12 protein-coding genes are annotated in these 19,534 nt (G+C 70.7%); 6 read left to right on the forward strand and 6 right to left on the reverse strand.

Features of this window, described 5'->3' with window-relative positions; all coding sequences use genetic code 11:
* Positions 1 to 320: 320 nt before the first annotated feature.
* Together ACLGIH_RS01210 and ACLGIH_RS01215 are read left to right on the forward strand one after the other, a co-directional pair.
* Entirely contained in the window at positions 321 to 665 is a 345-nt protein-coding gene (locus tag ACLGIH_RS01210; protein ID WP_416523316.1) for an alpha-amylase, read from the forward strand.
* A 522-nt stretch (positions 666 to 1,187) separates the two neighbouring features.
* A complete protein-coding gene (locus ACLGIH_RS01215) occupies positions 1,188 to 1,661 on the forward strand; it encodes an ATP-binding protein (RefSeq protein ID WP_416523317.1) in 474 nt (157 codons plus the stop codon).
* A 228-nt stretch (positions 1,662 to 1,889) separates the two neighbouring features.
* Here ACLGIH_RS01215 and ACLGIH_RS01220 read toward each other — a convergent pair whose 3' ends face one another.
* From ACLGIH_RS01220 to ACLGIH_RS01230, 3 genes are all read right to left on the reverse strand, one after another.
* Positions 1,890 to 2,129, reverse strand: coding sequence for a hypothetical protein (locus tag ACLGIH_RS01220; RefSeq protein WP_416523318.1), 240 nt, complete (start codon positions 2,127 to 2,129; stop codon positions 1,890 to 1,892).
* Between the two features lie 507 nt (positions 2,130 to 2,636).
* Positions 2,637 to 3,614: a class I SAM-dependent methyltransferase gene (locus tag ACLGIH_RS01225; protein ID WP_416523319.1), complete on the reverse strand. Its 978-nt coding sequence runs from the start codon at positions 3,612 to 3,614 to the stop codon at positions 2,637 to 2,639.
* A 121-nt stretch (positions 3,615 to 3,735) separates the two neighbouring features.
* Complete coding sequence (locus tag ACLGIH_RS01230) at positions 3,736 to 11,283, reverse strand: SDR family NAD(P)-dependent oxidoreductase (RefSeq protein ID WP_416523320.1); 7,548 nt, start codon at positions 11,281 to 11,283, stop codon at positions 3,736 to 3,738.
* A gap of 272 nt (positions 11,284 to 11,555) precedes the next feature.
* On the opposite strand from ACLGIH_RS01230, the gene ACLGIH_RS01235 reads away from it, so the two are divergent.
* The 3 genes from ACLGIH_RS01235 (at position 11,556) to ACLGIH_RS01245 (ending at position 15,185) form a co-directional block, all read left to right on the forward strand.
* Positions 11,556 to 12,695 carry an SDR family oxidoreductase gene (locus ACLGIH_RS01235; protein WP_416523321.1) on the forward strand — a complete coding sequence of 380 codons (1,140 nt, stop codon included), beginning with the start codon at positions 11,556 to 11,558 and terminating at the stop codon, positions 12,693 to 12,695.
* Between the two features lie 403 nt (positions 12,696 to 13,098).
* Positions 13,099 to 14,322 carry a flavin-containing monooxygenase gene (locus tag ACLGIH_RS01240; RefSeq protein ID WP_416523322.1) on the forward strand — a complete coding sequence of 408 codons (1,224 nt, stop codon included), beginning with the start codon at positions 13,099 to 13,101 and terminating at the stop codon, positions 14,320 to 14,322.
* Between the two features lie 41 nt (positions 14,323 to 14,363).
* The gene (locus tag ACLGIH_RS01245; RefSeq protein ID WP_416523323.1) at positions 14,364 to 15,185 is read left to right on the forward strand and encodes an SDR family NAD(P)-dependent oxidoreductase; all 822 of its coding nucleotides are present in this window, start codon (positions 14,364 to 14,366) and stop codon (positions 15,183 to 15,185) included.
* Between the two features lie 227 nt (positions 15,186 to 15,412).
* Here ACLGIH_RS01245 and ACLGIH_RS01250 read toward each other — a convergent pair whose 3' ends face one another.
* Both ACLGIH_RS01250 and ACLGIH_RS01255 read right to left on the reverse strand, forming a co-directional pair.
* Complete coding sequence (locus tag ACLGIH_RS01250) at positions 15,413 to 16,453, reverse strand: SMP-30/gluconolactonase/LRE family protein (RefSeq protein ID WP_416523324.1); 1,041 nt, start codon at positions 16,451 to 16,453, stop codon at positions 15,413 to 15,415.
* 141 nt (positions 16,454 to 16,594) lie between these two features.
* Complete coding sequence (locus ACLGIH_RS01255; RefSeq protein WP_416523325.1) at positions 16,595 to 17,419, reverse strand: helix-turn-helix domain-containing protein; 825 nt, start codon at positions 17,417 to 17,419, stop codon at positions 16,595 to 16,597.
* A gap of 135 nt (positions 17,420 to 17,554) precedes the next feature.
* On the opposite strand from ACLGIH_RS01255, the gene ACLGIH_RS01260 reads away from it, so the two are divergent.
* On the forward strand, positions 17,555 to 18,337 hold the full coding sequence (locus ACLGIH_RS01260; RefSeq protein ID WP_416523326.1) for a hypothetical protein: 783 nt from the start codon (positions 17,555 to 17,557) through the stop codon (positions 18,335 to 18,337).
* Between the two features lie 350 nt (positions 18,338 to 18,687).
* On the opposite strand, the gene ACLGIH_RS01265 is transcribed toward ACLGIH_RS01260, so the two are convergent.
* Complete coding sequence (locus tag ACLGIH_RS01265; RefSeq protein ID WP_416523327.1) at positions 18,688 to 19,164, reverse strand: hypothetical protein; 477 nt, start codon at positions 19,162 to 19,164, stop codon at positions 18,688 to 18,690.
* Positions 19,165 to 19,534 lie beyond the last annotated feature (370 nt).

Consider the following 19,534-nt stretch of genomic DNA (forward strand, 5'->3'; position numbering starts at 1 on the left):
GTGCCTGCCTGCGACGGCCTGGACCGCGTGGTGAAGGCTGTCGCCGCGCTGCCGTCAGTCGCGAAGGGACTGCCGGCAACCGTCGCATCTCAGCTCTGTGGATCCGATGGTCTCTGGCGAACTCGACCCCCAGTCGGTGCCGCCGGAGCGGGCAAAGGCACGTAGGCACCTCTCACAGCTGTGACACGGGGCGATGTGCAAATGCTTTCAGGCCCTGGAAGTGCTGTTGACGTGCTTCTCAATGGCACATGCTGATCACATGTCTGAAATCCTTTGCAGAAAGTTGCGCGAGACCATCACGTGCCTCAAGGATTCGGAGCATGACAAACCGCATGAAGCGCATATCGCGTCCCGTAGCCCTCGCCGCCGCGACCGCGGCGGGTCTCCTGACGGCCTTGGCCGCCGCCCCGTCCGCCGCAGCGGCCACCGGATCCGCTGTGGCAGAGTGCGTGGAGTACTACCAGAGCTGGCGTTACACCCACGTCCTCAACGGCTGCGGGGACGCCGTCGCCGTCACCGTCGAGTACACGGACGGCCAGTGGGCTCCGTGCCGCGTCGTCCGGCCCGGCGAGCGGGCGACCTTCGCCGGTTACGGAACGAACGGCAACTACGTCACAGGGCTGCGGACGTGCGATCCCGGCCTCGTCACCAGCAGCGGTGCCTGAGCCCTCACACTTCCGATATCCGGTGCAGCGCAGGTCGGCGGCCTGCTGTCCCATCAGCGGACCATGGACCTGAACCCGGCACGGGAGATGTGACCACGAGTCACACCGAGGCCCTGGACGCTTCACCGTCGACCGTGCACGAGCCCGTGAGCCCGGCGACGCAGAGGTGATGCCCGTCCGTTGGATGACCGGTCTGCTCGCTGCGGGACGGCGTGGGCATCCGTGGACGGGGCTGGTCGTTCAGCGCCCGGGTGGGGCAGCCGGGAGCGGCTGGGCGTCACGTCGGTGGGCCCTAGCCGATGGTGGAAGTCGGCGTCGATGTCGCCCGTGATGTCTTCGGCCGGTGGCGGCATCCTGCGTGCCGGCATCGCGACCGGCCCGGCCTCTCCCCCGCCGAAGTGCCCCGCCTGACGGCGCCACCGCACGGAGCGGTTGTGCATCGTGATGGGAGGGGTGCATGTGGTCGGGCTTCGGGGGTATTCGTGCGCCGGTAGCCAGGTTGCTCAGGACGAGGGGGACGGTATGGGATCTGTGGTGCACGAAGACGAGGATCAGTCGCTGACCAGCCGTCGCGTGCTGTCCGCGGTCGCCCTGGAGGGCGGGGAACGGATCGGTGCGGCCCGGGATGCGGCCCGCCGTTTCATGACCGAGGTCCAGGCCCTTCACGGCATCCCCGTGTCGGAGCGATCGATGGGCCTGGCGGAGCTGGTGGTCAGCGAGCTGGTGACCAACGCGCACAAGTACGCGCCCGGCCCGTGTCTGCTGGATCTGGAGGTCAGCGACGGCGCCGTGGAGATCAGCGTCTGGGACAGCGATCCGGCCCTGCCGGTGCCCCAGGAAGCCGATCCGCACCGGGTCGGCAAGCACGGCCTGGAGATCGTCATGGCCGTGTGCCGCAGCTTCGAGATCCGCCGCGAGCCGGTGGGCAAGCGCGTCAAAGCCACGATCGTACTGGCCGACGACCCCGGCGGGCACCCGACAGGCCGGCTGATGTGACCGGCCCCGTTACCGGGCCGCTTCCCAACCTCCAGTGCTGCGCCTCGGTGCCCTGATGCCGCGACGCGTGCTGACCTGATTGCCCAGGTGCCGCCGTCCAAGCCGTGCTCGTGGGGCCCGAGACTTCGCGGGTCGCCGTTTCAGGCGTGTCTGGTAGAAGAAGCCAGACTTCGGAGAAGGCGAGGCCGTGCTCCTGGGGCGCCACACCGCACCGACAGCCCAGCGAGATCAGGCGCCGGTCGCAGGTACCGTCCATGGGCAGGTCTTGCTTCCGCACGCCGGGCAGACGACGGTCTCGGCCGTCCACACTCCGAAGGCGGGCCTGCCGTAACGACGGAAGCGGCCCGCGTACCGGATCTGCCAGGGCTCGACCGGAGGTGTGAGCGGGACGGTCCCGGGCGGGCTCGCCGAGGCCAGCTCGGCGAACAGATCGGGGAGCAGGGCTTCGCCCGCCTCCGTTGGTTGCACGGTCAGACCGTCTGCCGTCCCCGCCTGAGTTCCGTATCTCGGGGCCGCCGCCGCGCGCGGTGGGGGCCGGGGTGGCGTGCCAGGGCAGGAAGGCGCGGGCGACGGCGAGCAGGAGGGCGGCTGCGGGCGGGCTGACGGCGCCTGAGTCGAGGTGGTGGAGGGCGGTCCGCAGGATGCGTTGGAGACGCCGGTCCCGGTCTGTCACCAGTGTCCGGGGGGCCGCTGCCCGCCGGACCGGAAGCGGAGCCGCGAGGCGGGCCGGGACGCGCGCGGCTGCTTCCGAGTCCGCTGCGGCAGGACGCCATTCCCCCGCGGCCAGGAGCTGCCGTGCCCGGCCGGCCTCACGGGTGAGGGCACGCGTCTGCAACGGCCGCCGACCAGAGGCCGCCCCGTGAGCCTGGTGCCCCCTCGACATGGCCCCTCCCTGCCCCTCGTTCGGGGCTGCGCCCCGTCCCCCGCCCTCTGCCGCTGCATCGCCCCCTCAGACTGACCATGCAGGGCAGGGCCTTACGGCAACACCTGGCTCCCGGTACGACCGGATTGTCCGGTGTCTTCCGGCTTGTCGAGTACGAGGGCCGTGTAGCCGACGTGGCGCCCCAGGGACCGGTGGGCATTGATGGAGGCGAGTGTGTCCTGCCAGTCCAGTGCGCTGAACTCCCGAAGGCCGGGCCAGCGCAGGCAGAGGATCCGCCGGCCCGCGCTCGTGGTTGCCAGGCGCGTCAGTACCGTGCCCAGATACATGAAACGTTCAGTGACCGGGCGGGTCCAGTCAACCGTGCGTCGTACGACGAACCCGATGTCGTTCGCATGCTCCAGATAGCGTTCCAGGGGCTCGAACTCTTCGATCTGCCATGCCGTACGCACCAGGCCTTGAGGATCGAGCTGCCGAATCATCCCCGGACTACCTGAGTTCCATGTGAAGTCGACCAGAACGAATCGTCCGCCGGGGCGCAGGACCCGAAACGCCTCGGTGAGAAAGGCACGGCGGCCGGCAGGAGAGAGATGGAAGGCAGCCTCAAGGCAGTACACGCGGTCGAAGGAACCGTCCGTCATGTCGATTCCGTCGATGTGACGGGGCAGGGCTGTCACGTCGGCCACGGCGAAGGTGGTGCGGGGAGCGTCGCCATACCGGGCGCGGGCGTCCGCGATCTGTTGCGCGGTGATGTCCACACCCACCGCATCACAGCCCGCCGCGCCCAGCCGAGCGGTGGTGTGGCCGCGTCCGCAGCATGCGTCCAGTACCCGGTGCCCCGGCCGGGCCTGCAGGAGCGCCAGGCTCCGCGTTTCGAGTCGGCGCTGGAAGAACGCCAGGCCGCCGAGGATCGCGGGCATCGTGGGCCAGGTGCAGTAACCGAGGTTGACCAGGGGGCCCCAGCCCAGGTGTCGGCACAACCGGAAGAACGGGTTGGCGTCGCTGTAGGAGACGGCCAGCCGGTCATGAGTCGTCGCTGCTCCGTCCGAGGGCACAGGCTCGTGCGGTTCCATTCTCGTGCTCCCTGTCCTCGGCCCGCTGCCGGACGCGGGCCCTGGGTGGTCTGTTGCGCTGAGTCGCTGACGTCGCCGCCGCCGCCCGCAGTAGGGCGGCGGCAACGAGCGGGTGCGGTGCTCAGGAATCTGTCGGTGTCATCTCATCCACAGCGGCGGCAGGATCCGGCTGATGAGGGAGCGCGGCGTGCTCGGCTTTCTCGTGGGCTCGCGGGAGCGGAAGGGGTGTCTGACTGTACCCGGCGCCGAGGCGCAGATGGATGAGCTGAGCCAGGTCCGCGATGGTGCCACTGGTGGCGCGCATCAGCTCCATGGGCGGGATGTCCACCCCGAAGCTCTGCTTGATCACGACCAGCAGCTCGGCCGCCATGAGGGAGTCCATGCCGTAGCTGTCCACCTTGCGGTGCACGTCCACGTCGGAGGCGTCCATCTGCAGTACGTCGGCAATCAGCGCGGCGACGTTGTCACGGAGGAAGGCAAGGGCCTCTTCGCGGGGCAGTTGGTGCAGTTGGTGCAGCAGCCCTTCCTTGTCGTCGTGTGCGTGGCTGCCTGCGGGCACCAGGCCGGCCAGCCGGGGCGTGGCCAGCAGCGGGAGCAGATTGCGGGCACGGGCCCAGTCGCAGCGTGCGACCCCAGCCACGTCCGCACCGCTTGGCAGGAGCGTCCTGGAGGCGGTGAACGCCTCGTTCGTGCTGATCATTTCCAGACCGAGGGCCGTCAGTGGGGCGGCCAGGTCGTTGCGGGCCACGTATCCGGCGTCCCCGATCGCGCCCCAGGCGATCGCCAGCCCCGGCCGGCCCTGGCGGCGACGGCTGCGGACGAGGGCTTCCAGGTACAGGTTCCCGGCCGCGTAGGGGGCTTGTGTGCCATTACCGATCACCGTGGCGCCGGATGAGTACATCAGGAACAGGTCGCACTCGCGGTCCCGGGTGAGCCGGTCCAGGACGATGGCACCGCCGATCTTCGGGCGGAGGACCGCGGCCATCCGCTCCTCGTCCAGGTCGAGCAGTGCCTCGTCGTCCAGGTGCATGGCGGCGTGCACGACCCCGCGCAGCGGATGGCCCTGCGCGTCGATCTGGGCCACGACGTCCGTCATGGCGGCCGGATCGGCGGCGTCGGCCGCGTAGGCGTCGGCCTGTACGCCCCGTTCGTGCAGTGCCGCGAGGACCGCGTCGGCCTCGGGAGCGTCGGGGCCGCGCCTGCTGACCAGGGCGAGGTGCTGGGCGCCCAGGTCCGCGAGCCACAGGGCGGTCGCCGCACCGAACCCGCCGGTACCGCCAGTCACCAGGTAGGCCCCCGAGGGGTCCAGGCGGGGCGCGCGGGCCGAGGGCTCGACCAGGGGTGGTTCGTCCAGCGGATCGAAGGCGACGACGACCTTGCCGATGTGCCGGGAGTGCTGCAGGAGGGCGAACGCCTCGTCCACCCGCGCGGCGGGGAACACAGCATGGGGCAGGGGCCGGATGACGTCGTGCAGTCCGGGGTCCTGGAACTGGGCGACGAGGTCGGCGAGCTGGGCCCCTTCGGAGAAGACCTTGGTGAGGTCGACACCGAAGAACGCGATGTTGTTCTTGAACGGCCTCAGCAGGAGTGGCTTGTTCTCGTAGAAGTCTCGCTTGCCCAGTTCGAGGAACCGGCCGCCGGGCTTGAGGAGTTCGAGGCTGCGGGTGAGGGCTTCGCCTGCCAGGGAGTTGAGCACCACGTCGACACCGCGCCCGTGGGTGAGGCACCGGATCTGGTCGGCGAAGTGCAGGGAGCGGGAGTCGAAGACGTGCCGTACGCCCAGGGACCGCAGATAGGTCCGTTTGAGGTCGCTGCCGGCGGTGGCGATGACCTCGGCGCCGCAGGCGGTGGCGTACCGCAGGGCGGCGAGGCCGACGCCGCCTGCCGCACCGTGGATGAGTACGCTCTCGCCGGGCTGCAGGCGGGCCAGGGTGCGCAGGCTGTAGAGGACGGTGCTGTAGGCCACCGGCAGGGTCGCGCCTTCGTTGAACGTCATGCCGTCCGGCAGCGGGAACATGCCCTCGGGCCTGCTCAGCGTGTAGGAGCTCAGCGACGCGGGGGCCAGGCAGGCGACGCGGTCGCCCGGCTTGTATCGCGTCACGCCCTCACCGCAAGCGACGACGACACCGGCGCATTCCATCCCGTAGCCGTCTGCCAGGGGATCGCCCTCTCCGGCCTCGGCGGGCAGCAGATCGGTGGCCCGCATCGTGTCACGGTAGTTCAGCGCGGCGGCCCTGACGTCGACGAGGACTTCACCCGGGCCGGGTGCGGGACGGGGAATCTCCTGCCAGGCCAGTTCATAGGACAGGCCCGGATTGTGGACGCGCAAGGTGAAGGGCAGGTCGCGGGTGGCGGGGCGGGCGGTGGGGCGATGCTGCTCGCGGGGAACGAACCGGCCCTGTCGGGTAAGGACGATCTCGTCCTCCTCCCCCGGCGAGCACAGTTCCCGGGCCAGTCGGCGGGTGTCGGCGTCGATGTTGCCGGAGCGGCGCAGTGACAACCGCCGGCACGGGATTTCGGGCAGTTCGTTGGCCAGGCAACGCGCCATGGCCCAGATTGCCGCATCGGCAGGCTGTTCGGCCTCCAGACCGGTCTCGACGGCCCCGCTGGGGCGGGTCACCAGCCAGAGTTCGGGACGGCTGCCCCGGCGGCGCCGTTCGTCCAGCACGGCCGCGCAGAGGCGCAGTGACTCCGCACGCCGCGCCGTCCGTGACACCACGGCGGCCGGATCGTCCTCCGTCACTTCCCCGAGAAGCAGCACCACGGCTGGTGCCCCGGCGCCGGTGTGGGAGTCGGCGCGTGCCAGGAAGGTCTCCCATTCCTCACGCGTGCGGGGTACGAGTGCGACCCTCTCTGTCTTCCCTCCCTCAGTGAGGTGGCCTGCCAGCGTTGTCGCGAAGGGCAGTTCGCCGGCGGCCTCAGCAGCCACGAGGAAGGCGGCATCGGGGCGTGCGGCAGGTGGCGGCGTGTTCGGGACGTCCTCGTCGCGGGTGGGAACGGTGGCCAGCAGCAGGGATCCGTTGTCGCGCCCAGGGGGTTGATCGTCGCCGATCTGTTCGATGTGGGTGAAACCGCACTGTGTGAGCACGTCCGGCCATTGGGCGCGTGGCAGGAGCAGGGTGTCGGGGCGCAGCGCGGTGTCGGTGTTGCCGTAGGAGCTGTCCAGCAGGCCGAAGAGGGGCAGGAGGAGTTCCGTGTTGTGCGTTTCCAGGGCGAGCAGTGCTCCGCCGGGGGCCAGCAGGCCGGCGACGTGCCGCATGGCCCGGGTGAGGTCCTTGGCGGTGTGCAGGGCGTTGCCCGCCACGACGAAGTCGAACTCACCCGATGCATAACCTTGTTCGGCCGGATCGGTGTCCAGGTCGAAGGTCCGGTAGTCGACGAAGTCGTATGCGGCGAACCGGTTGCGGGCCTTGGGGAAGAAGAACGCAGAGGTGTCGGTGAAGCAGTAGCGCGTTCGCTCCGGGGGAAGGAGCGGCAGCAGCGCGGCGGTCAGGCCGCCGGTGCCGGAGCCGACTTCCAGGATCCGCACGGGCCGCTCTGCGGGCCAGCTGCGGAGGGCCTCCTTCAGTACCACCTGGGCCAGACGGTTGTGAAACCGGCAGAACGGTGCGATGTCGTAGAACTGCTCGAGCATCTTCGTCGGGACATCGTCGGTCAGCAGTTGCATCGCATCGCGCTTTCCGCACAGGAAGTCGATCAGCTGCGAGCCGTGGTACACGGTCAGCGCATGGGCGCCGATGAACTGCGGATGCCGCGCGGCGAACGCGGTGAGCGCACCCCTGAAATCCGGATCCGTGCCTGCCAGGCGGTACCGCCCGCCGGGCTCGGTGCTCAGCAGTCCCCACCGCTCCATCATCGGCCGTGTCGCTCTCAGCAGGCGCAGATGCCGTTCCTCCACGCCGTATCCGACAAGTTCGTCCCAGGTGAAGGAGGCCGAAGGGTCGGGCAGCAGGGAGCGCAGCGCCGTGGCGACGGTGCGGGCCCACAGGTCCGCGGCGTCGGCCTCGACGAGCTCGTACCGCAGCTCTCGCCATGCCGTGCGCGTCTCGACGATCTGAGGCATACAGGCATCGATCACCTGTTCCGGAAGCGGTACGGGCGAGGTGCGGGCGCTGGGTTCGGTGCTTTGGGGAGCAGCGCGCAGCACGGTGTGCTGGGTGGTGATCGGTGTGGTGCGGGTGCCGGAGAAGCGGCGTAGGCGGCAGCCGTCGAGCTGGGCGGTGACGGTACCGTCCACGTCGGCGAGGGTGATGTCCCAGCAGACCTCGCCGGCCGTACGGGACCTTTCCCGCACGGCGATGACACCGCTGGGAGAGGGAGTGGCCCATACGCGGACGGCCTCGATTGCCGCGGGCAGATACGCCTGTCCCTGTGCCGTCAGGTCGGCGAGGAGCGGAGAACCCGCCTGCAGGGCGCCGTCGAGCAATGCCGGGTGTGCGGTGTAGGGCGGCCCGGGATCCGGGTGGGTGTAATGAGCCAGGACCTGCCCGTCGCCCACATGCAGTTCGCGCAGTACGCGGAAGGCCGGGCCGTAGTCGAGCCCGGCGTCCGCGCAGGCCCCGTAGTGGTCCTCGACGCTCAACTGCCGTGTGCACCGCTCGCGCAGCACGCTCACGTCCAGCGGGGCGGGCCTGGAGGCGAGGAGCGTGCGTACGCGGGCACGGGCGTGCGGGCGTGGCTCGTCGGCGTGCTCGGCGGTGCTGGAGATGAGCAGGAGGCCGTCTTCCGGGTTGAGCGACACCTGCGTCCGGACGGCGGAGGCGTCGGCCCAGGGCACGACGAGGGCGCTGCTGATCTCGAGGTGTTCGACTTCCACCGGTGCCTGCAGCGTGAGGCGCCCGGCGGCCAGGGCCATCTCCGCGTAGCCGGTCGCGGGCATGACGACGCTGCCGGCGACTCGGTGATCGGCCAGCCAGCGCACGAGGGCCGGTTCGACCGGGCCGGACCATGAGGGTGTGGGGACGGCGACCCTGCTTCCCAGCAGCGGGTGCAGCAGCGGCGGGTTGCCGCTCCAGTCCTCGGGGACGTTCCAGTGCCGCTCGCGCTGCCAGGGGTAGGCGGGCAGGTCGGTCACCCGGCCGGGCCGGGGGAAGTAGCGGGACCAGTCGGTGTGTGCTCCCGTGGCCAGGAGGGCCGCACGCGTAGCGGCGAGGGCGTCGGGGCCGCTGTGCCCGCGGCGCAGCGTCGGCAGGACCGTGACGGGCGTCTGCGGGTGGGCCGCGGCGATGCGCTGCAGGTACGTGCGCAGCGCCGGGTGAGGGCCGACCTCCACGAAGATGTCCGCGCCGTCGTCCAGGGCTGTCTCCACCGCCTGGGCGAATTGCACGGGGGAGCGCATGTTGTGCCACCAGTGCCTGTTGTTCAGTTCGGTTCCGGCGATCCGGGTTCCGGTGATCGTCGAGTAGAGGGGGACCTCGGCGGGGTGCGGCCGCAGCTCCTTGAGCGCGGAGGTCAGTGCCTGTTCCTGGGGGTCCATGGCACGGCTGTGGAAGGCGTAGTTCAGGCCCAGGTCACGGCAGAAGACGTTCTGCTCGGTGAGCTGCTCGACGAGGGCGGTGAGTGCGGCGGCATCGCCGGCGACGGTGACGTCCTGGGCGCTGTTGACGCCGGCGATCTCCAGTTTCCCGTCGTAGGCCCGCAGTGCCTCCGCCGCCTGCTGGGGGCCCAGTCCGACCGCTGCCATGCGCCCGCTGCCGGCGGTGGCCGCCTGGATCTGGCTGCGGATGGCGATCATTTCGGCTGCCTGCGCGAGGGACAGGGCCCCGCAGGCGTAGGCCGCGGTCACCTCGCCGATGCTGTAGCCGAGGACCGCGGCCGGTTCGACCCCCTGCCCGCGTAGTGTCTCGGTGAGGCACACCTGTAGTGCGAACAGCAGTGGCTGTGCCACTTCGGTGGCCTCCAACCGCCACTGTGCGGCCGGCGAGATCAGGTACTGGGTGACCGACCACCCCAGCAGCGGTGTCAGCTCGGCGTCCACGGTCCGCATCGCCCGCCGGAAGACGGCGTCGGTTTCGAGCAGATCCGCGCCCATTCCGGCCCACTGCGCGCCGTTGCCCGAATAGACGAAGGCCACCCGTCCGCGGTGCACCGCCTGCGTGGCCGCGCCCGTAGGGGACGCGGCCAGGGCGGTGAAGTGCTGAGCAGCTTCTGGCGCTGTGCCCGCCAGGACCGCGGCACGCTGCTCGTGCCTGCCCCGGCGCCGACAGGAGGTGTAGGCGATGTCGTAGTACTCCTCCGCATCGGCCGTGGCCAGGCGTTCGGCCATGCGCGCCGCCGCACGGCGCAGGGCCGGTTGGGTCCGGGCGCTGATCAGAACCGGCAGGCCCTCGGGCGGTGGCGCACACGTCGGCGGCTGCGGGGCGGTCGGTGCGGCGGCCAGGACGATGTGCGCGTTCGCGCCCCCGAATCCGAAGGAGTTGACGCCGACGACCGGGCGTGGCGTTTCGGCCAGGGGCCGGTTCTCGGTGACCACGTCGATGCCGAGCCCGGGGAAGTCGATGGCCGGGTTGAGTTCGCCGGCGTGCAGGGAGGCCGGGATGGTGCGGTGGCGCAGGACCAGCAGTGCCTTGCACAGCCCTGCCATCCCCGAGGCGGACTCCAGATGGCCCAGATTCGTCTTCACCGAGCCGATCGGCAGGGGCCCGGTGATCCGGCGCGTGCCCAGGGCCTGTCCGATGGCCCGGGCCTCCACCGGGTCACCCGCAGGCGTTCCCGTTCCGTGGGCTTCGAAGTACACCAACTCATTGGGCTGCACGCCCGCTTGCGCGTACAGACCGCGCAGCAGGTCCTCCTGCGCCTGGGCGCTGGGCAGTGCCAGACCCATGGTCCGGCCGTTGCAGTTGCTGGCGCTGCCCAGGATCAGGCCCAGGACGCGGTCGCCGTCGGCAACCGCGTCGGCCAAGCGCTTCAGCACCACCATGCCGCCGCCCTCGGCCCGCACGAACCCATCGGCACCGGCGGAGAACGCGGCACACCTGCCGCTCGGCGAGAGGTACGACGCCTGCGAGAAGCCGATGTAGAGACCGGCGGAGAGCATGATGTTCGCGCCCCCGCACAGGGCGGTACGGCTGGTGCCCTCGCGCAGGGTGCGGCATGCCCGGTCCAGGGCCACCAGGGACGAGGAACAGGCGGTGTCGACGGCCATGCTCGGGCCGCGCAGGTCGAAGGTGTGCGACAGCCGGTTCGCCGCGATCGAGGAAGCGCTGCCCGCCATGGAGTAGGCGTTCATGCCGCGCGGAGCGAACACGTGCACATTGGCATAGCTTGCGTCGGAGATGCCGATGTAGACGGCGGTGTCCGTGCCGGCCAGCCGCTCGGCGTCGATCGCCGCGTCGTCCAGCGCCTCCGCCGCGAGTTCCAGCAGCAGCCGGTGCTGCGGATCCATGTGGGCGGCTTCCTTGGGAGGAATGCCGAAGTAGGCGGCATCGAAGCCGGCGATGTCGTCGAGGAAACCACCTGCCGCCGTATAGGACTTTCCCCTCCGCGGCATTTCCGTGTCCACGAACCGGTCCACGTCGAACCGGTCGGCGGGCATCTCCGTGATCAGGTCGCGCCCCTGGAGCAGAGCCTCCCAGAGGCCGTCCATGCCGGTGATGCCGCCAGGCAGACGGCAGGAGACGCCGACGACGGCGATGGGGTCCTTGTCGCGGGCGTCCGGTTCCTGGGGCATGTACTGACCTGCTCTCGGCAGAGGAAGACGAGCATCGATTCAACACGCACCGTAGTGGCATGCACGGTGGAGAAGGTGAGGCACCGCCGCCCGCGGCGGCAGTCCACTCACTTTCGCTCGTTCCGGTGAACGTTCGTAGAGCAAGCCTCACCTGCACTCTTTCGAATGCCGCGCCGTAAAGGGCCAGGTCCGCCGCACCTGGCCTTCGTTGAACCCGAGTAACGTCGCTTGTTGACGCACCGTTACCATCCTGCTGCAGTCACGGAGATGCCTTGTCCGTCCTGATCACCGGCGCCACCGGCTTCGTCGGCTGCCGTCTCGTCCGTGAGTTGCTCGCCCGCCCCGGCGGCGAACCCGTGACCGTCCTCGGACGGGGCAGCCCCGAAAGCCTGCGCGTCCGCACCGAGCGCGCGATCACCTGGCTGGATGCCCCGCCCCTGCCCGACGGCGCCCTGTCCCGGCTGCGCTATGTCAGTGGCGACCTCACCCGGCCCGGCCTGGGCCTGGACGCCGAGACGCGAGCTCGGGTGACCGCCGGACTGACCCACCTCTGGCACAGTGCCGCCTTGCTCAGCCTGGCAGGCGACCCGGTGCCCCTGTACCGGTCCAACGTGCTCGGCACCCGGCACGTCCTCGACCTCGCCGACCAAGCCCCCCACGCGCAGTTGGTCTACGTCAGCACCGCCTACGTGGCAGGTCGACGCCTCACCGGCCATATCCACGAGGACGACCTGCGCGAAGACCACGGCTTCCACAACGCCTACGAGGAATCCAAGTACACCGCCGAAACCATGGTGCACGCGTGGGCGCGAGCAAGGGGCCGAACAGCGACCATCATGCGGCCCAGCCTCCTCATCACCGATCGCGCGGTGCCCTCCGCGCTGCCTGCCCAGCCCCTGGACACGCTGACCGGGATCCTCGACAACTGGTCGCGCTCCTGGCCCCTGCCCGGCAGGCAACCGCGTGGGCTTCACCCTGCCGGCCGAAGCCGCGGGGACGCCTTGCAGGTCCGTGTCACCATCGACTCCGAGGGCGCGCTGAACGTGCTCCAGGCCGACTATGCCGCCCGGGCCATGGTGTGCGCCGCCGAATCCCTCCCCGGCGCCCCCGCGGTACGGACCCTGCACATCACTCATCCGCAGAACACCCCGACAGCCTCCCTGTGCACCGCCGTTGAACAGCGTTACCCGGGCCTGTCCCTGATCCCGGTAACGGATCTGCCCGACCCGACGCGGATCGAGTCGCTCATCGCCCAGCGGGCGGGGGCCCTCACCTACGTGGCGATGCACCGCACTTATGACCGGACACACCTGAGGGCCGTGCTCGGGAACCGCCTCGGTGATCCCGAGCCCATCGACGACGCATACCTGGTACGGGCCGTCGGGCAGGCCGAGGACGCCGCACCGCGGTAACCCACATCCCGGCAGCGCCGATACCCCTGTTCTGGTGGCCTCCGCTCCTGGACGAGGGTTGCCGGCCAACGAATTCACCCCGTGGGCTGCACGGCCGGCCTCGTCCGTCTCGGCCGCCGACTCGGCTGTGACCGGCTGGCTTCGGCCTCCGGCACGGCGGTCGGCATGCGGCGGGCGCCCTCCGAACGATCTCGTCGATCAGCGGATCCACAGGCCTTGAGCGTTGCTCTCCACTTTGGCCGGGGACGCCCTGCCTCAGCACGGAGCGCCGCAGGCTTCGTCGACGTCGGCCTTCACACCGGCCGCTCCCGGCGGCTGCATGCAGGCGCCCTCGGGCGGGGAGGCCGCCACCGCCGCACCCGCATCGTGACCCGTGGGCCGGCCCTTTCGTTGCCATGGAACTATGACGAAAACCGACATTCATGGCTCTCGCCCCGTGGTCGTGGTCGGCGCCGGTCCCAGCGGCCTGGCGACGGCCGCCATGCTGCGCCGCGCCCGGGAGCCCGTCGTGGTCATCGAGCGGTCGGACCGCATCGGCGACGGGTGGCGCGCCCACTATGACCACCTGCGACTGCACACCCCCCGCCGTCTGTCCAGCCTTCCCGGCTTTGCCGTCCCTCGGAGTGCCGGCACCTGGGTCACGCGCGACGACTGGGCCGCCTATCTGGAGCGGTATGCCGCCCACCACCAGCTCGATGTGCGCACCGGTACGGACGTCCAGCGGGTGACCCTCGGCCGGGGACGGCCCGTGGCCGGTTCCACGACAGTCGAGTGGTTCGTCCACACCAGACGCGAGGTCCTGACCGCCCGCGCGGTCGTGCTCGCCACAGGCCGCAACCACACACCCCACGTACCGGACTGGCCCGGTGCCGATTCCTTCACCGGCCGACTTCTGCACTCCAAGGACTACCGTGACCCCGCGTCCTACGAAGGGCGCCGAGTCCTGGTCGTCGGAGCCGGGAACAGCGGCACGGAAATCGCTGTCGCCCTCAGCCGGGCCGGAGCAGCCCGCGTCTGGCTGTCGGTCCGCGCCGCGCCGAACATCGTCCCCAAGAACAGCAGCCGCTGGCAGGCCGCGGGGATCTGGGCGCGCCGGCTCCCTCCCGCCTGGGGAGACGGCGCCACGCGGCTCATCCGCCGTTTGCTTCTCCCGGACCTGTCCGCACATGGGCTGCCGCTGCCTGCAGAGGGCCTGTACACACGGTCAGCGCGGGACGAAACGAGTCCCGTGCATGACCGGGGCATCGTCGCCGCCGTGCTCGACGGCCATGTCCAGCCGGTCGCCGGGACGACCCGTTTCCAGGACGGCTTCGTCCACTTGTCCGACGGCACGGCCCTCGCCCCCGACGTCGTCATCGCCGCAACCGGCTACCGAACCGGTCTGGAGGATCTGCTCGGCGCCGCCGACATCCTGGGTACCGCAGGACGGCCACTGGTCACGGGCGCTCGCACCTGTCCGGACGCGCCCGGCCTGTTCTTCGCCGGCTACGGCAATCCGCTCTACGGGGCGCTCTACCAGGCGGGAGTCGACGCCCGCCAGATCGCCCGCGCGATCAGCCGCACAGACACGCAGGTCCGCTCCCCCTTCCCTCGCCCCCGCTCACGACAGGCGATGCGGCGAACATGACGTCAGCGCACTCCCACGCAGGGAACGACACCACGGAGCGAGTGGCCGTAGTGACCGGAGCCGGACGCGGGATCGGCCGCCGGATCGCCGTGTCCCTGGCCGACAGCGGGCACCGACTCGTCGTCTGTGACATCGACCCGGCGACGGCCGAGGACGTGCTCACCTCACTCGGTCCCGGGCACCGCGCAGTGGTCGGTGACGTCTCCGACGCCTCGGTGTGCCACTCCCTGGCAGAGCACGCCCTGCAACACTTCGGCCGCCTGGATGTCTGGGTCAACAACGCCGGCATCCAGCCCATCGGCCCCCTCGAGTCACAGGCCGCCGCGCTCCTGGACCGTGTCGTGGCCGTCAACCTCAACGCCGTGCTGCACGGAAGCCAAGCTGCGGTGGCGGTCATGAAGGAACGCGGCACCGGTCACCTGATCAACATCGCGAGCGCCGCCGCCGCCAAGCCCATCGCCGGCATGGCCGCGTACAGCGCCACCAAAGCGGGCGTCCTCGCACTGTCCCGGGCACTGCGCCGGGAACTACGCGGCAGCGGCGTGCAGGTGAGCGCCATCCTCGCCGGTCTCACAGCGACCCACATGGCGCACGGCCTGCGCCTGCCCTGCGGGCTGACCCCCCTGCCTCCCGCCGCCGTGGTGGCAGCGGTGGACCGGACGCTGCGCCGCCCGGCCCCCGTGAGCTATGCACCTCGGTGGCTGGGATGGGTCCTGCCCTGGATGAACCTGGTCCCGGCGCCTCTGCTCGACCGGATGGACGACCTGCTCCAGGTGGATGCCATCGTCTGCCGGTCCGTACCGGAACAGCGCACCGCGTACGAGGAAGAGATGCGGCGTTCGATCAAGCCGTCCGACACCTGAGGACACACCTACGTTACCGGCCCGGCCTCGGGACCTGTCCGCTCCGGGCAGGCCCGCGTGCCGTCGTCAGGTGCACCAAAGGCGCCGTACGGATCGGTAGCCGAGACGCTGCCTTGCCACGAGGAAGCCGAGATAGGGCATTTGCTCACGGCTCGTCGGAGTCGAAGCGCGCCGTTCGCCCTCGCGGGAGCGGACACGGCGGTGTGCGCAGGAAGACTGTCCGTTCGTCACGGCGTCCGAAGGCTGGAGATCGTGAACGGCAGTGTCCGCGGCGGCAGTCCCGCGGACCAGCGGTCGTACTGGCTGTTGACGACCAGCAGACGCCCCTTCGTGGTGAGGGCCGCGGCGCTCGGGTGCCGGAAACCACCGGGCGGGACGAGGGATGCGGTCTGCCTTCCCCGGGACAGGTCTTCGTCCAGTTCCAGGACGGCGACCCGCGATTCGGCGTCCGGGTCCGCGTAGAGGTTGCCCTGGGTGACGTAGAGGCGGCCGTCTTGCCAGACCATGCCGTCGCCGCTCAGGAGGGTACGCCCACCGAGGTCGACCTCGTCTGCGACACCGGTGGAGCGGTCGATGCGCCACAGGCGGCCGGTGTTGCTCTGGATGGTGAGCAGATGATTCCCCACGGCCACCACTCCATTGAGGTTGTGCTGGCCGTCGATCCAGTCCACGGCAGTGTCCTCGACGTCGAGCCAGCGCTCCAGCGTCCACCGTCCTTGGCGTTCTCGCGCGCGGTAGACGACGGGCACGAAGGAGTCGGTGATGTAGGCCGTGCCGTCGTCCGCGACGGTGACGTCGTTCATGAACCCGCCGCGCGCACCGCGCAGTTCGGCGAGGAGTTCACGCGTGCCCGTGTCATAGACCCGCATCGTTCCGGTGTCCGCCCCGTTGACATACAGACGCCCCTTGCGGTCCACGGTCATTCCGGCGGTGACGGAACGCCCGTCCTGCCCGTCGGGTGACCAGACCTTCGCCTCGGAGCTGCCCAGGTGGCCTCGGTACAGAGTGCCGTCCTGCGCACTGCCCACGTAGAAGTGGCCGGTGCGGGGGTCGAGGGCCAGGCCGGTCGGGAAGGCACGATCGCCGGGGACGACGTAGTGGTCCGGCAGGGAAGAAGCCCGGGCGGCCGGGGCGACGGGAGGGGCGGGAGCGGGGGTCAGGGTGAGAGCGAGCGCGGTGGCCGTGGTCAGGACGAGACGGCGCTGCCATGAGGTCACCGGCCCCGGTCCGGGCCGTTCGGCGGCCGAGCCGCGCGTGGGCTTACGCATGGGATTCCTCCGTGGCCGTTGGCTGGTCGGACGCCCATCGTCGGTCCTGCGGGCCCGGCCTCCGGTCGCACTGTGGTACCGGGGGTTCAGTTGACACACCATCAGCTCCAGGGGTCGCGCCTCCGTGTGCGCGCCGCGCCGTCAGACGGTCTTGGCCAGGACGCGCAGCGCTTGCTCCTCGGCGGAGCCCGGGGTGCCGGTGTACACGAGCAGACTCTGCTCCGGATCCTGTGGAAAGTGGGTGATCTCGTACGAGAGGGTGAGCGGCCCGAGTTCCGGGTGGTCCATGCGCTTCAGTCCATGCGCCTTGGTGCGCACCGTGTGCAGCGCCCAGTAGCGCCGGAACTCCTCGCTGGCCTCCTTGAGTTCGTCCACGAGCAGCCGCAGCTCGTGGTCCTCCGGGAAGCGGCCCGCCGCGATGCGCAGATGTCCCACGGCCTCCCGGGCGACCATGTCGAGGTCCGGATAGCGGCTGCCGATCTCCTCGTTGAGCAGATGCAGGCGGCAGAGATTGCGCTCGGCCGGGGGCAGTCGGCCGAAGTCGGTGATGAGGCCGCAGGCGGGTCGGTTCCAGGCGAGTACGTCCATGCGGCGGCCGATGACGAGCGCCGGCGCGTCGATCCAGTCGAGGAGCCGCCGCACCCCCGGCCGGACGGTTGCCTCGTGCGGTGTCTCGGTGACCGTCTTGCGCGGCCGGGCGAGCCGGAAGAGATGGGTGCGCTCGTCCTCGTCAAGCCGCAGCGCGTCCGCCACCGCGTCGAGGACGGCGTCGGAGACACTGCGGTTGCGCCCCTGCTCCAGGCGTACGTAGTAGTCGACGCTCACACCCGCCAGATGCGCCAGCTCCTCCCGTCGCAGCCCCGGGACCCGGCGCAGCCCCGAGCCCGAGGCGTAGCCGACGTCCTCCGGGCGGATGCGGGCCCGCCGCGAGCGCAGGAAGTCCCTCAACTCTCCATGCACAACCATGCGTTCATTGTGCCGGTACCTGGGACGGCTGGTCCCTGGGTACGGCGTTCCCCAGGCACGGCAGAGGGGCGAGAGCGCGGCCGGCGGCGGGTGAGCATGGGCGTACAGACGCCCCCGGAACCGCTGGAGTGGACCATGCGTATGCGCACACGGCTGGGTTCGATGACCGCGGCGGCAGCCGCGCTGCTGATGATGGCGGCGCCCGCGGACGCCTCCCCCGCTTCTGAGCCCGACCCCGCGCCGGGCGGACCGCAGCGCGCCCACGAGCCGGACGTGGAGGGGCCGCGCAACATCGACACCCTCTCCGTGTCGGTCACTTCGGACGGCGGTGCGCGCAACGGGCTGCGGGTGGGCTTCCACCGCACCAGCCGGACGGAGCCGGACGGCCCGCCCGCTGCCGCCCGCCGGTTCGTGTTTCTCTTCGACGACTCGCTCGCCTTCCGCCCGGAGGCGTTCCCGGTCTGCCCCCGGAGGGTGATCGAAAGGCGGGGAGTGACAGGCTGCCCCCCGGCCTCGCAGGTGGGCAGGGGCACCGCCCACGCGTATCCCTCGGGTGTGTCGGAGGTCTTGGCCTTCAACACCCGGCATGCCAACGGGCTGCGCGGCGCGCTCGTGGTGATTCCTTCGACCGGCGCGATCCTGGAACTGACGTGGGAAAAGGTCACGCCGTACTACCAACGGCTGGGCTACCGCTGGGCCCTGGACGAAATTCTGCCGCCGACGTCCGTCCCGCCCGGGCAGCGCGTGGGCACCTCCCGTTTCGAGCTGGTCTGGGGCGCGGTTCGCCGGTCGGGCGAGCGTGCCGTCAGCTTCGCCGAGAGCAGGGCGAGGCCCGGCGCGGAGCTGAGGTTCGGGCTCTGGAGCGAGTTCGTCACGGGCCAGGTCGTGCTGCCCCGTGCCACGGCGGTACGTCCGTGAGCGGATCGGGCCTCGCGGACCGGGGCGGAGGACGGCAACGGCGAGGGCGATGGCCGGTGCCCCGACGGCCGTCGGATGCAGGGAAGCGCCGATGCCGATCGTGGCCACCTCGTCCGAAGCGGCCACACCGGCGGACCGGATGGAGGATCCGCAGCAGGAATGGACAGCGGGGTACGAGCGTATCTACCGGCGGCCGGCCCGTGACCTCCCGGCCGCGTGGTCGTGCTGCCCGACACTCCCTGGCCGAAGGGCGGTGCCGTCGAATGCGCGGCGCGGCATCCACTGCGGCTGGACAAGTGCGAGGCGGACCGCGGCGGCGAGCATCGCCGTCCGGTGCCGGCACAAGATCGTCATCGCCGACAGATTGATGATGCCCACTGTGCCGTACGGTCGGACGTCGGGAGGTCGATGTCCGAGCCGGGGACGATCACCGAGACGTGAGTGGCGTGCTCCAGGTCGCTCCGGGCGACCAGGCCGCGGCCGCGCGGGTCATGGGCCAGGACCTGGTGGCCTGCGGAGGCATTGGCCTCGTAGCGGAGGTTCACGGGGGCGCCGTCGAGGTTGCCCACCACGGTGGGGTGATCCTCGACGAGTCGGTGCTGCTGGGTCTCGGTCAGGCCGCCGAAGAAGGCCGCCACCTCGGACGGGGTGGCCGTGGCGGGGTCCGGGAGCTGCCGGCCCAGGGCGTCGTCCGCCAGCCAGGCGGCGGTGCCGGGGAGCGCACCACTCGGTGTTTCCTCACCTCTCGCCGAAGTCCAGCCTGCCGTGCCGCCCGCCGGCAGTGTGGCCAGTACGGCGGTGGCCGGAGCCTTCGTGAAGCGGCGCATCCGTGCGTCTCCCTCTGTCTCGTCGGTGATGACGGCGAGGAAGGTAGGAAGATGCGGGCGGGTGGGGCGTCACTCCGGAGAGCCAAGTCGGGAGTGATACCGCGGTAGGGGGAGGGCGACCCCGCCTCCGTGCCCGGCGCCGAGCGCCGCCGCAGCGAGCGGTACGGGACACCGCGGGTGAATCCGATCCGGGTGGTCATCGGGATCACCGTGACGCGCGCCCTGGGTACGGTGAGGCCACCGGGCTGGCGGCGGTCCCCGCAGGCGCGGTCTCCCGGGCGTGGCCGGACCCCGTCGGCCTGCTCGCCCGCCCGAGCCTCGCCCCCCCCCAGCGGGCGGGCTCAGGTGTCCGTGTGGTCTGCCGCCCACA

Source organism: Streptomyces hamibioticus, from assembly GCF_047946815.1.
GTDB lineage: Bacteria > Actinomycetota > Actinomycetes > Streptomycetales > Streptomycetaceae > Streptomyces.